The sequence below is a fragment of the Candidatus Avedoeria danica genome (assembly GCA_016703025.1).
Lineage (GTDB): Bacteria > Chloroflexota > Anaerolineae > Epilineales > Epilineaceae > Avedoeria > Avedoeria danica.
Window position 1 is genome coordinate 1,569,246 of sequence record JADJCV010000004.1, and the last position, 13,609, is coordinate 1,582,854.

7 protein-coding genes are annotated in these 13,609 nt (G+C 72.2%); all 7 read left to right on the forward strand.

The features are described 5' to 3' along the window. Nucleotides 1-21 precede the first annotated feature (21 nt). The 7 genes from IPG72_09735 to IPG72_09765 all read left to right on the forward strand — a co-directional run bounded on the left by IPG72_09735 (nt 22) and on the right by IPG72_09765 (nt 13,508). Nucleotides 22-1,983, forward strand: a complete 1,962-nt coding sequence (locus tag IPG72_09735) for an ABC transporter ATP-binding protein (GenBank protein ID MBK6769263.1) — start codon at nt 22-24, stop codon at nt 1,981-1,983. A 216-nt stretch (nt 1,984-2,199) separates the two neighbouring features. Next, a complete protein-coding gene (locus tag IPG72_09740) occupies nt 2,200-2,475 on the forward strand; it encodes a 30S ribosomal protein S20 (GenBank protein ID MBK6769264.1) in 276 nt (91 codons plus the stop codon). A 157-nt stretch (nt 2,476-2,632) separates the two neighbouring features. Continuing rightward, the gene (locus tag IPG72_09745; GenBank protein MBK6769265.1) at nt 2,633-3,205 is read left to right on the forward strand and encodes a hypothetical protein; all 573 of its coding nucleotides are present in this window, start codon (nt 2,633-2,635) and stop codon (nt 3,203-3,205) included. Between the two features lie 359 nt (nt 3,206-3,564). Beyond that, nucleotides 3,565-7,749, forward strand: a complete 4,185-nt coding sequence (locus IPG72_09750) for an oligosaccharide flippase family protein (GenBank protein MBK6769266.1) — start codon at nt 3,565-3,567, stop codon at nt 7,747-7,749. A gap of 68 nt (nt 7,750-7,817) precedes the next feature. Beyond that, nucleotides 7,818-8,012, forward strand: a complete 195-nt coding sequence (locus tag IPG72_09755; GenBank protein MBK6769267.1) for an Rdx family protein — start codon at nt 7,818-7,820, stop codon at nt 8,010-8,012. Between the two features lie 63 nt (nt 8,013-8,075). Further along, nucleotides 8,076-9,413 (forward strand): tetratricopeptide repeat protein, encoded by a 1,338-nt coding sequence (locus tag IPG72_09760; GenBank protein MBK6769268.1) that lies wholly within the window; start codon nt 8,076-8,078, stop codon nt 9,411-9,413. A gap of 114 nt (nt 9,414-9,527) precedes the next feature. Then, entirely contained in the window at nt 9,528-13,508 is a 3,981-nt protein-coding gene (locus IPG72_09765; protein MBK6769269.1) for a hypothetical protein, read from the forward strand. The last annotated feature ends 101 nt before the right edge of the window (nt 13,509-13,609 follow it).

Below are 13,609 nucleotides of genomic sequence, written 5' to 3' on the forward strand. Positions count from 1 at the left end.
CGCTATCGTTGCCGGATGCAGATGCACGGCTCAGGGTGGTCGAGCTTCATCCAACACGATCCGTCCCGCCCACAACCCAAGGTGGACGCGGCACTGCTGCGCCGCGTAGCGGGGTGGGTCTGGCCGTACCGGCGTCGCGTCGCGCTCATGCTCGTGCTCCTGTTGATCATCTCGCTCGTCGAGCTCGTACCACCGCTCTTGTACGCCCGCCTGATCGACAGCCTGGCTTTGAACGAGGCGACCGGCCGGATCACGCTGACCCCCGGGCGCCTGAACCAGCTCGCCCTCGGCTTGCTGGCCGTGCCGATCGCCTCGAGCCTGCTCGGCGCCTGGCAACGCCACCAGAACGCGACGGTCGGCGAGGGCCTGATCTACGACCTGCGGGTGGCGGCCTACAGCCACCTCCAGCGCCTTGGCCTGCGGTTCTTCACGGCCACGCGGACCGGCGAGATCACGTCCCGCCTCGAGAACGACGTCGTCGGCGCGCAGAACGCCGTCGTGAACACCGTGCCGAACGTCCTCTCGAGCGTCCTGACGCTCAGCACGACGCTGGCGATCATGCTGCGGCTCGAATGGCGCCTGACGCTGTTGGCGGTGGCCGTCGTGCCGCTGTTCGTCCTGCCCGCCAAGCGGATCGGGCTCGTGCTGCGCCAGATCCGGCGCGAGAACAGCGAGCTGAGCGCCGCGATGTCCAGCCAGCTCCTCGAGACCGTCAACGTCAGCGGGGCGCTTCTGATCCGCGTGTTCGGGCGTCAGGCGGACAGCATCGGGCGCTACGCCGAGCGCGCGGCGGCGGTGCGCGACATCGGCATCCGGCGGGCCGTCGTCAGCCGCTGGTTCTTCTTCGGCCTCGGGATCGCAACGGCGGTCGGCACGGCCGTCATGTACTGGGCGGGCGGCCACCTCGTGCTGGCCGGGGAGATCAGCCCCGGCTTGATCGTCGCGTTCGCCGCATACCTCAATCGCCTGTTCGGGCCGATCACGAGCCTGTCCAACATCCAAGTGGAGTTCGTGAGCTCGCTCGTCAGCTTCGAGCGGCTGTTCGAGTACCTCGACCTCGTGCCCGAGATCGGCGAGCGCCCGGGCGCCCTCGACCTCGATCACGTCACGGGCGACGTCCGATTCGAAGGGGTCGGCTTCGCCTACCCGTCGTCCGGAACCGCCTCGCCCGGCGGCACGACGTGGTCCTTGGCGGACATCGACTTCACGATGCGTCACGGCGAGACCGTGGCCCTCGTGGGCCCAAGCGGCGCCGGGAAGACGACGATCAGCTACCTGATGGCCCGCCTGTACGACCCGACCTCGGGCCGCGTGACGCTCGACGGCCACGACCTGCGCGACGTGACGCTCGCCAGCATCGCCCGCCACGTCGGCGTCGTGACCCAGGAGAGCTACCTGTTTCACGACACGATCCGCGCGAACCTTCTCTTCGCCGCGCCGGACGCGGACGACGCGGCGCTCGAGTCTGCCTGCCGCGCCGCCAACATCCACACCCGCATCCTCGATCTCGAGCACGGCTACGACACCGTCGTGGGCGAGCGCGGCTACCGCCTCTCGGGCGGCGAGAAGCAGCGCCTCGCGCTGGCGCGGGTCATCCTCAAGAACCCGGCGGTGCTCGTCCTCGACGAGGCGACGAGCCACCTCGACACCGAGAACGAGGCGCTCGTGCAGGAAGCGCTCGCGCGCGTCATGCGCGGCCGCACGAACCTCGTCATCGCCCACCGTCTCTCCACCGTGCAAGCCGCCGACCAGATCCTCGTCGTCGAGGGCGGCCGCCTGGTGGAGCGCGGCTCCCACGCCTCGCTGCTCGCGGCCGACGGTCGCTACGCCGACCTCTACAACACCCAGTTCACGCCGAGGGCCCTTGCCACGGACGCACTGACCACGCGCCCCGGCGCACAGCCGGCGCAGGACGGCCCGACTGCCGACGGCAATACTGCCGGCGGCCAGATCGCAAACGGCCGACCGGCCGGCCGGCCGTGAGATTCGCTCCCCCAAACTTGCTCCCCCAAGCGATGATGCCTATCATCGCCGTTCGCGGTTCGGCAGCGCGAACCACCGGGTCGGTTCCCGGCCCGTTCGCGCGGTGAACCAGCCTCCAATCGTGATCTTTCCGTGATCCTTCGTTGAACGACGATGCGTGGCCCGAGCCGGGCCGCCGTCGATTGAGCGCCGCGTGCGCGGCCGAGGAGAACATCCGTGGCGAACACCGCATCCGCTGAGAAGGCCGCCCGTCAGGCGACGAAGCGCCACGCGCGCAACCGCTGGTACCGCACGCGCGCACGCACGTTCGTGAAGCGCGCCCGGATGCACCTCGACCTCGGGCAGCACGATGAGGCCCAGGCGGCGGTGCGCCTGGCTTGCGAGGCGCTCGACCGCGCCGCGTCGAAGGGCGTCATCCACGCGAACAACGCCGCTCGGCGCAAGTCGCGCCTGATGCTGGCGTTCAACAAGGCGGCCGCCGCGCGCGCCTGAGTTCCTGTCGGCTCGAACCTGATTCGCTCCATTGCGGTGCCTCTCGTCATGAGAGGCACCGCTTTTTGGTTGGCGGTGCGCTTGACATGACACATATGTTCTAGTATATTTGTTCTACGATCGACGCCGCGAAGCGTCTGAACCGTGGAGCACCGCCATGAACGTCCTGCCGACCGCGCTCGAGCTCCTCGCCGACAGCACCGTCACCCGTCGCGCCGGCGCCGCCCCATCGGCGCAGCGTCAGCCGCGCACCATGGCGCGCAAGCGCTCGGCGCAGTTGCCGCTCGCCCTTCCGCTCGGACGCCGGGCCGAGAGCCGTTCCCGGTCTCTTTCCGACACGGCACCGTTCGCTCCGCCGCCCGCACTGGACGCCGTTGCGGCGGCCGGCGCGCTCTGGGCGGGGCTTGGCGCCGCCGGCGCGGTCACGCGCATGGATGCGCCGGAGCACGGCTGGCCGGACGCCCTCGTCCAGCCCGGCGACGCCGTGCTCGTCGCCAAGGGGGGTGCGGTGGCCGAAGGCGCGCTGTCGGCCCTCTGCATACGTGGCACGAACGCGGTCCAGCTTCTCCGCGTGCACCGATCCGGCGACCGGCACCTCCGCCTGCAGCCCGAGAACCGAGCGGTGCCGCCGCTCATCGTCGCTGCCGCCGACGTCGAGCTCATCGGACCGGTGCTGACGATCGTCCGTCGCGGCGCCGGCGAGCCTGCCGCTCGGCGTCGGACGGCATAGGGTCGAACGGCACTGGTTAGAGCGACACTGGTTAGGGCGGCACTGGTTACTGGTTAGGGCGACACTGGTTAGGGCGACACTGGTTAGGGCGGCACTGGTTAGAGCGGCACAGGTTAGAGCAACACTGCCCGTACCTGGCACGGCTCCGCGCGGGTTCGCATCGACATCGCCGGGTCCGCATTCGTGTCAGGTCAGCATTGGCGCCCGGCCGAGGGGCAGAGTTATCCTAGTCGCCCCATGGAACGTGAAGTCGTCGTCCGCGAAGCCGTCCTCTCCACCGCGCTGGCGCACGCCGCCGGCTGCGCGCCCGCGTGCGGTTCCGCCGGCCGGCCCGGCCATGCCGGGGCCGTGCGCCGCGGATGACGTCTGCCCGGCGCCAAGCCGCTGCGCTCGGCCGCCGCGTCTGGCCCCGGCTCCGGCGAACGATCGTCGTTGCGTGGCCGGCGGCGTTGCTGCTGGTCGTCCCACTCTTCCTCTTCTGGCGTCAGACCGTCGGCGGCCTGACGCTCGTGCCCTATGATGCGCTGACCGCCGACCCGGTGTTCCGCGATGCCCTCGCGGCGCGCGGCATCCTCCGGCCGCAGAACGGCTTGTTGGCTGACCTCGTGTTTCAGAACGTCGTCTGGAAGCAGTTTGCCGTCGACGCGCTGAGCCGGGGTCAGGCCCCGCTGTGGAACCCGTTCGTGCTCGGCGGGCTGCCGTTCTTCGCCGCCGGCCAGCACAGTCTGCTCTACCCGCCGACCCTCCTGTTCGCCTGGCTCGGGGTCGATCGGGCGTTCGGCTGGCACGCCGTGCTCACCCTCTGGCTGGCCGGGCTGTTCGCCTTCGCCCTCGGCCGCCAGATCGGACTCGGCCGAGCTGCATCGGCCTTCCTGGCCGTGGCGTGGTCCGCGTCGACACTGTTCGTGGCCAACGCCGTGTTCCCGATGATCCAGGTGGGCATGGCGTTCACACCGCTCATCTTGACCGGGATCGCCGGCGCCGCACGGGCGCTCGGCGCGCGTGGACACGGCAGCCGCGGCGCCGAGGACGTGGGCGGACCCGGCGGCAGCCACTGGAACCTGCCGACGGGCCGCGCGGCTTTCTGGCTGACCATCACGGCCCTCGCCACCGCCGCAACCGCGCTGGCCGGGCACGCCGAGATCCTCTATTACGCCGGCCTCGTTGCCGCCGCGTTTGCCGTCACGCAAGCCATCGGCATCGGCCGCGCCGGCGGGGTGCGCGCCGGCGCATCCACGCTCCTGTGGCTGGCGGCGGCCGGTGCCGTCGGCCTGCTCATCGCCGGCGCCCAGCTTGTCCCGTTCTACGAGCTGGCCGGCACGAGCCATCGCACCGGCACGCGCTACGCCGACGCCATCGACTGGGCGTTCGGCATCCGCCAGCTGGCGACGTTCTTCGTGCCCGACTTCTTCGGCAACCCGGCGCACCACGCCGTCCTGTCCCTCGACGACCTCCGGCGCGTGTCCCTTGACGGCGACGCGTTCTGGGGGGGCGGTTGGGGCGCCAAGAACTACGTCGAGGCCGCCGCCTACATCGGCGTGCTGCCGTGGCTGCTCGCGCCCGTCGGGCTCGTCGCGGCTTGGCGATCGGGCGCCCGCTTCTGGCTTGGCCTGGCCGTCGCCGCCGCGGCGTGTGCCTTCGGTACGCCGCTCTATCGCGTCCTCTTCGCACTGCCCGGCTTCGACCAGCTGCACACGCCGTTCCGCTGGGTCTTCGTGCTCGACCTCAGCGTCCTCGTCCTGTCGGCCATCGGCTTCGACGCGCTCGCCCGTTCGACGGCCGGCCCGCGCGCCCGCGCCACCGGCCGGGTGGCCGGCGGCCTCGCGCTCGGCCTCGGGGCGTGGGGCGCGATCATCCTCGCCCTCGCATGGGCCCTGCCGCACCGCTGGACGTCCCTCGTGGCGCGCACCATCGCCCGGGACGATGACCTGTCGCGCACGATCGCGGCCCACTTCACCGGCGCCGACGTGTTCGGCAGTTACCTCTTCTGGTCGATGCTGCACCTCGCCCTGTTCCTGACGATCAGCGGCCTGGCGGTCGTCATCCTGGCGCGGGCGGAAGCCCCGGGGGTGCGCCGGCGCGGGATCGCGCTCGCCGTCGCCGCGGTGGCGCTCGACCTGGCGCTGATCGGTTACGGGTTCAACCCGGCCGTCGATCCGGCGCTGGCCGACGTCCGACCGCGCGCCGTGCGCTTCCTGTCCGAAGTCGGCGCCGTGAAGTGGGGCCGCGTCGTCGGCTTCGGCGAAGGGCGCGTCCTCTGGCCCAACACCGGCCAGCGATTCGGCATCCAGGATCTGCGGGGCTACGACTCGATCATCCCGCGCTGGATCGCCCGGACGTGGTCGGCCGTCGAGGACCAGGAGTCGATGCTGGTCTTCAACCGCATCGGCAACGTGCACGACGCGGACGCGCTCGACAGCCCGGCGCTGGCGGCGATGGGCGGTCGCTACGTCGTCAGCCGCGACGAGATCGCGAGCCCGAACCTGGCGCTGATCGACGACGGCGACGTCAAGGTGTACGAGAACCGGCTCGCGATGCCGCGTGCCTGGATGGTGAAGATCGTCGAGGTCGCCGAAGGGGAAGCGCTGCGCAGCGCGCTGCAGCGATTCGATCCCGGCACGACGGTGCTGCTCGAGGAGGAACCCGAGCCCGACATCTGGGGCGATCTCGTGCCCGGCCGCCAGGCGGTGCGCAAGGACATCGGCATCACCGAGCACTCGCCCACCCACCTCAGCTTCGACGTGTTCACGCCCCGCGCCGACACGCTGCTCGTCGTCAACGAGGGCTGGTTTCCGGGCTGGCGCGCCTTCGTGACCCCCGCCGGCGCCGCGCCGGACAGCGCCGTCGAGGTGCCGGTCTACCGCGCCGACGGGATGCTCCGCGCCGTGCCGATCCCGCCCGGCCGATCGACGGTCGACCTGCGCTACTTCCCGATGTCGCTCAAGCTCGGGTTGTACGCCTCGTTCATCGGCCTCGTCCTGTTGTTCCTCCTGGCCGTGTACGCCGCCTGGGCCCGCTATGTCCGCATCGGCGAGGACGACGCCGTCGGGCGGATCACCGTCAACGCCGCCGGACCGATCGGCGCGGCCCTCGTGACCAAGGTGCTGCAGTTCGTGTATGCAGCGCTGTTCATGCGGGTCCTCGGGCCCGACAACGCCGGCCTCTACTACTATGCGATCACGGTGTACGGCCTCGTCGAGATCGTCACGAGCTTCGGCCTCGGCGTGCTCGTGGCGCGCGAGATCGCGCGGCGCCCGGCCGAATCGGCGCGGATCGTCAGCACGAGCGTGGCGGTCCGGTTCGGGCTGACGTTGGCAGCGCTGCCCGTCCTTGGCCTCATCGGCCTCGGCATGGCCGCCGCCGGACGACCGGTCGACCCGGCGGCGGCGACGGCGATCGGACTGCTCATCGTGGCGCTCGTGCCGGGCCACCTGAACGCCGCGCTGACCAGCGCCTTCCAGGGCACCGAGCGGATGGTGGCGCCGGCGGCGGTGATGATCGTCTCGGCGCTGCTCTCGATGTCGCTCGGGGCGCTGGCGCTCGCCGGCGGCCACGGGTTCGTCGGCATGGCTGCCGTTTCGATCGCCGTGAACGCGATCACGTTCCTCCTGCTGGCACGGTTGCTGACCGCATCCGGCGTGGCCTGGTTCGGCCGGCCGAGCGCGCAGCTGGCGCGCTGGATGATCGTCGCATCGCTGCCGCTCATGCTCAACAGCCTGCTCCAGACGCTCTTCTTCAAGGTCGATGTCCTCTTGCTCGCGCCGCTGCAGGGGGAACAGGCGGTCGGCTGGTACTCCGCGGCATACAAGTGGGTCGAGGCGTTCCTCATCGTTCCGCCCTACCTCGTGATGGCCCTGTTCCCGCTGATGAGCCGCCGCGCCGAGAACGACCGCGGCGGCCTGCGCTCGGCCTACGAGAACACCGTGCGCTGGCTGATCGCCCTGGCGCTGCCGGCGGCCACGCTGACGACGTTCCTGGCCGAGCCGCTCATCGCGCTGCTCGCGGGTCGTGACTACCTGCCGAACGGCGCCCGGGCGCTCCAGGTGCTGATCTGGTTCCTGCCGTTCTCGTTCGTCAACGGCGTGACGCAGTACGTCCTCATCGCCCTCAACCGCCAGCGCTGGATCACGTGGAGCTTCGCCGCCGCCGCGGTGTTCAACGTCACCGCCAACCTCATCGTGATCCCGCGCTACGGCTACACGGGCGCGGCAGTCGTGACGATTCTCTCCGAGCTCGTGCTGATGGCGCCGTTCCTTTGGGGGCTGCGCGACCTCGGCGCGCCTCCCGTGCTGGCGCTCGCCTGGCAGCCGCTCCTGTCCGCCAGCGGCCTGGCGCTCGTGCTGGCCGGCAGCGCCGCCGTCGGCGTCCCAAGCTGGCTGGCGGCGCCGGTCGGGCTCGCCGCGTACGCGGTCGCGCTCGTTCGGCTCGGCTGGCTGACGACCGAGGACCGGGCGATCCTGGCGCGGTTCAGGCCAGGGCCGCGTGCTACGATTGGCGTCCTGTCCGCGCCCGGCGTCGGCGAGGCCGTCGACCACGCGCCTTGAGGAGATCACCGATGCACATCCGGGTCACGTTCTGCATCCCTTGAAACTACGCCCCCATCGCCGCCCGTGTGGCGGAGGCCGTCTTCACCGAGTTCGGCCTGGACATCGCGAGCTACACGCTCAACCCGGGCTCGGGCGGCGTGCACGACATCTGGCTCGATGACGACCTCGTCTTCTCGAAGAAGGCGATCGGCCGCCAGCCGACGCCTGAGGAGATCATCGACCTCATCCGGCCCCGGATCGAAGCCGCCGCGCGCGGTTGAACAAACGGGCCGCCCCGCCGCACCCGATCGCGCCCGACAGCGCTCCCCGACAGGTGGCCCCACATGAACCCCGCTCCGTCCGACGCCGTCCGCCGACTCGCCGAACGCGCCGCCGCCGCCCTGCTCGGCGCACCCCCGCCCGCGCTGTCCGACGAGGTTGCCGCGTACGCCGCCGCTGCCGGGGCCGAGGCCGCCGTGGACGACCTCGACGCGCTGGCCGAAGCGACGCCCGACGCGGCTGCGACGTACTTCGTCCGCGGCCTCGCGCTGGCTGCGCTGGGCCGACCGGCCGCCGCGTGCGACGAACTCCGCTACGCCGGCGAGCTGGACGAAACAGCCGTTGCGCCGCTGTGGCGCCTTGCCGAGCTCGAGGAGGTCCGCGACCGAGCCGCCGATGCGGCCGACGCGTGGGACGCCGTTGCCGAGCGCGGCTCCGTCGACCCGACGGTGTTCCTTCGCCTGGGCGAGGCGCTCCTCGACGCGGACGAGCCGACGCGCGCCACGGCGGCGTTCGAGGAGGGCCTCGGGTTGGCCCCCAACGACGGCCGCCTGCTGGCCGGACGCGCCGCAGGCGCGCTGGCGCTCGACCTGTTCGACGACGCGCTCACGGACGCATTGGCCGCCGTGCAGCGCGCGCCGAACGACGTCGCGTGCTGGGAGACGCTGGCCGACGTTCGGATCGCCCGCCGCGAGATGGCCGACGCGCTGGGTGCGATCGAACGACTCCTCAAGCTCGCCCCCGACCACGTCGAGGGCATGCGACTGCGCGGCGATGCACGCTGGGAGAACGGCGACATCGCCGGCGCCGTGGCGGACTACACCGCGGCGCTGGCCGTCGAGCCGACGGACATCGAGACGCTCCTCGCCGCCGCCGAGGGCCATCTCCGGCTCGGCGACGCCGAGCTGGCGCTCGCGCGGGCGACGACCGCCCTCGCCGAAGACCCGCTCGATCCGGACGCCAACGCCTTCGCGGCGCGGGCCGAGGCCGCCCTCGGCCGCGCGCACGCCGCACGCGATCGCCTCGACCGGGCGATCCAGGACAGCGAAGAGCCGGCGTCGCTCTACCTGGCCAGGGCCGAACAACACCTCGCTGCCGGCCGGACGAACCTGGCATGGCGTGACGCCCGCTGGGCGATCGACTTCGACGAAGAGCTGGCCGCGGCGTACGTGCTGCGCGCCCGGTGCGCCCTCGACCTCGAGACGGCCGCGGAGGCCCTCTCCGACCTCGATGCCGCCGTCGACCTCAACCCGAGCGACGGCGCAGCGCTGGCCTGGCGCGGCCGCGCCCGCCAGCTCGACGGCAACATGGGCGGCGCCGTGGACGACTGGCAAGCGGCGCTCGAAGTGCTGCCGCCGGACGACCCGACGCGTGCCGAGATCGCGCGGTGGCGGAACGCGTAGCGACACAGGGCGCGTCGCGCTCGGTCGAGCGCGATCCAGCATTGGCGGGCCCACGAGGCACGCGCACGCGATGAACCCGGAGACACGACGATGCATGCATGCCAGTCACGATGGTTGTCGCCCCAAGCACGCGGCGCCGCCCGGCGGCTCACCCGTCCCGCGCTCGTCGGCGCCGCGCTGCTCGCGATGCTGCTCGTGCCGGCGCTCGTCGCCGCACAGACGCCCGTCGATCGTGCGACGGCGAGCATGGGCGCACGCACCGCCGTGTCCGGCGGATCGGGTGCGTCGGGCGCGGCGACTCGGCGGCCATTCGCGGACGAACGTCGAACGGCGCGGCCGTCCGCGCACCGCGCCGCCGCACCCGCGCAGGACGCCGCGGCGCGCGCGCCCGTCACGCTCACCGTCGGCGGCCGCTCGTTCGAGTGGCGCACGCTGCCCGAATCGCCCGTGACGGTCGAGCTCCGCTCGGGCGAGATCGTCAAGGCGACGGCTTGGACGCAGAGCGATGCCCGGGGGCGGGTTGAAACCCAACTGGAGCCGGTCGGCGAGGACTTCGTCACGATCGAGGCGGGCGACACCGTGCGGTTCAAGGCCGACGGGCTCGACGACGTCTGGCACGTGTCCGTTCCGGTTCTCGCGGCGGACGTCGACGCCGTGACGGACGCCGTCGTCGGCCGGGCGCCGGCCGGGGCGACCGTCGCGCTGGCCGTCCGTCTCCGGACGAACGCCGCGCTCGACTTCTTCGGGGCGCAGATCGCCCCCCCGTCCGGCGCCGACCGGCCGGAGGACGCGCCGTCCGTCGAGCGGCGGGCGACGGCCGGGCCGGACGGCGCGGTGCGTTTCGACCTCGCCGGCGATGCCGATGTGCGCCCCGGTGACGGGATCTCGCTCGCGCTGCAGGATCCGGACGGCGACACGTTCGTTGCCGTCGCCGCCGCAACGCAGGTCTGGCTGCCGCAGTCGGCGGAATGGGCGATCGCCACCGCCACGCTCGGGACGACGGTCACGCTGACGGTCCTGGCGCCGGACGGGCAGACGCGTGTCGTGCTGCACGGGCGGACGTTCGACGTCTTGTCCGGATCGCAGATGCCGATGGCCTATCTCTACCCATCGGGCGAGGATCGCGAGGACGAGGAGGAGGCGCCCGTTCCGATCGCCGGAGACGCCCTTGTCCTGCAGCGCTCCGCCGGCCTCGCTCCGCAGCGGGTGACCACCGCCACGCTGCCGGCGCTCGCAATCGACGGGCTCGACCGCGACGGCAGCGTTCGCGGCGCCGGACCGCCGGGCGCCGCCCTGTCCGCCCGACTGTACGGCCCGCTCGGCGAGGAGAGCGACCTCGCCGTCGCCCCCGGCGCGGACGGCGCGTTCGCCGCCAAGGCGCCGACGCCGCTCGGCCCCGGCTGGCGGGCGCTCCTCGTCTGGTCGGATCCGGGCGGTGTCGCCACCGGCGTCCTCGGCGTCGTCCCGCACGTGCGGGCGCGGGTCGGCTCGGCGTACCTCTCGGGCGTCGGCTGGCCCGGCCGTCCGGTCACGGTGACGCTGCGCAGCGGCGCAGCAAGGCTCGGTTCGTGGTCCGACACCGTCTCCGACAACGGCATGTTCCGCCTCGCGCTCGTCCGCCGCCGGGCGGACGGCACGCCGTCCGACACGTTTCTACGGCTGGCGCCCGGGCTGAGCGTCGAGGTCGAGTTCGACGACGGCGATCCGGTGGTCGTCGGGATCGCCGATGTCACGACGTCGACGGATCCCGACCGCGAGACCGTGACCGGCACGGCACCGCCCGGCGCGGCGCTCACGCTGACGATCATGCGGCCGGTCGACGAGGATGCGGTCGGCGACGTGTACGAATTCCGGCTCGATGAAACGCTGGCCGTACAGACCGGCCTCGACGGCCGCTGGACGGTCGACTTCGGCGCGGACCGCGGCCCGGATCACCCGCCGATCGACATCGAGCCGCAACTGTGGGGCGAGGTCGTCCTTGTGCGGCCCGATGGCCACTTCATCGTCCGCGGCTGGGCGCCGGTCCGCATCAACGCCGGTCTCGGCGTCGGCTTCGTCGCCGGCTTCGGACCGCCGGGGGAGGACATCGCGCTCACGCTGCGCGACGCGGCAGGCGACGTGGTCGTACAGCGCCGCATCGGGTCTGAGACGGCGCCGTGGGGCGAGGACTTCCCGCAGTGGTTCACCGACATCACGGACCCGCTGGGCAAGGAGGTGCCGACGCAGGCCGGCGACACGCTGGAGGTGGCGGTCGGCGGTTCGATCGCCTCGCTCGAGTTCCCGCCGATCGAGGCGGCCAGCCACGTCGGAGACGACCGCATCACCGGGCGGACGAGTCCGGACGCACCGCTCGACCTCTCGGTCTGGACGCCGAGCGGCGAGGAATTTCAGGCGTCGGGCATCGCGGACGTGGACGGCACCTTCGCGTTCGACCTCGCCCCGCAGATCGACCTCGTCTACAACGCATCGGTCACGCTCACCGCGCACGTCGGCCGGCACCGCGTCTGGTACGACGTCATCGTGCCGGGGCTGGTGCTCGATCTCGACGCCGGATCACTGTACGGTTCGGCCGAGCCGGATCTTGCCGTCACGCTTACGCTCGAGCGCGACGGGCGGACGATCGTTCGGCGGCAGATCACGACCGATCGATACGGAACGTTCGAAGCTTCCCTCGTCGGTGCCGCCGGCGACCGCAACCGGCCCACCGCCGGCGATGTCGTCGTCCTTGCCGCGCCGGGCGCACGCTTCATCGAGAAACGGGTCGCGATGGCCGTGCCGGAACTCACGATCGAGCTGCCGTCCGAACGGGATCACCTGCGCGGACGGTTCGGCATCGGCGGTTCCCTGTCGGTCGACATGTGGTCCGAGGGTCCGACCGCTGAGTCGCCGGACTCGACCGAGCTCGTGACCGGTGCAGACGGGCGCTGGCGGCTCGACTGGTCCAACCGGGATTTCAGGCTGCTCGGCGGCTGGTCGGCGAACGCCACGCTCTCGCTGCCGTCCGGTCACGAGGCGCGACGCACCCGCACCGTGCCACGGCTCGATCTGCGCCTCGGCAGCCCGGTCGCGTGCGGCGACGCCCTGCCGCACGCGCCGGTGCGCGTGTCGGCGTCCGGGCCGTCCGGTTCCGGCAGCGGGACGGCGACGTCGTCGACCGTCGGTCGCTTCCGCATCGACCTTGCCGGCTCCGACCGGGAACCGCGTCCGATCGTGACCAGCGACACCGTCAGCGCCGACCTCGGCGGCTGGCCGGCCACGCTCACCGTGCCCCGCCTCGACCTCGCGATCGACTGGGCGCACGACGTGATCACCGGCACGACGACGCCGTCGGCCACTCTGATGCTCGCCGCCTGGCAGGGCGACTGCACCGCCGCCGGCGACGGCAGCCTGTGGTGGTCGAACTGGTCAGGCACCGCAGACGCCGCCGGGGGCTTCAACGCGCCCGTTCCGGACGCATACCGGTGGTGGGGCGTCGACCGCCGGTTCGCCGTCGTCGTGCTCACCCCGGACGGTCACCGCGTGTTCCGGCCGCTGGCCGAGGTCGGGATCACGGCGCGGCCGGACACCGCCGAAGCGCTCGGCGTGGCCCAGCCCGGCGCACCGCTGACGGCCACGCTTCACGCGCCGGACGGCCGGCTGCGCGCCGCGGCGGACGGCACGGTGACGTCGGATGGGACGTGGACGGTGGCGTTCGCGGCGGAGGGCACGCCCGTGCGGTTGCGGGACGGGGACCGGCTGTCGGTGGGCGCCGGCGGCAGCGTCGGCTCGCTCGTCGTCGAGACGCTGGCGTTCGACTTCGACGTGGCGCGCGGCCTGATGGGCACGGCCCGCCCGAAACGCGATGTCGAAGTTGTGCTCGGCCTCGACTCGCGCGACAGTTCGCAGGAGCGCAGCGAGTGGTACAACCTGACCGCCGACGACGCCGGCGCGTTCACGATCGCCGCTCCCCCGCCGCGCAGCCGTTGGAAGTTCACCGACGTTCGCAGCGTGCAGGCCACGATCCGATTGACGGACGGCCATCTGCTCGAGAGCCGGCTCGTCCTCGCGCCCCCGCCGCCGGAGGCCGTCTATCTGCCCGTTGCCCACCGGAAGTAGCCCGCGGCCCGCCGCAGTTGATCCGCGGACGAAGTTGATCCGCCGACGAAATCGGTGCAACCTTGCGCACGCAAACCGTGTCCCAAACGGATATCGCCACA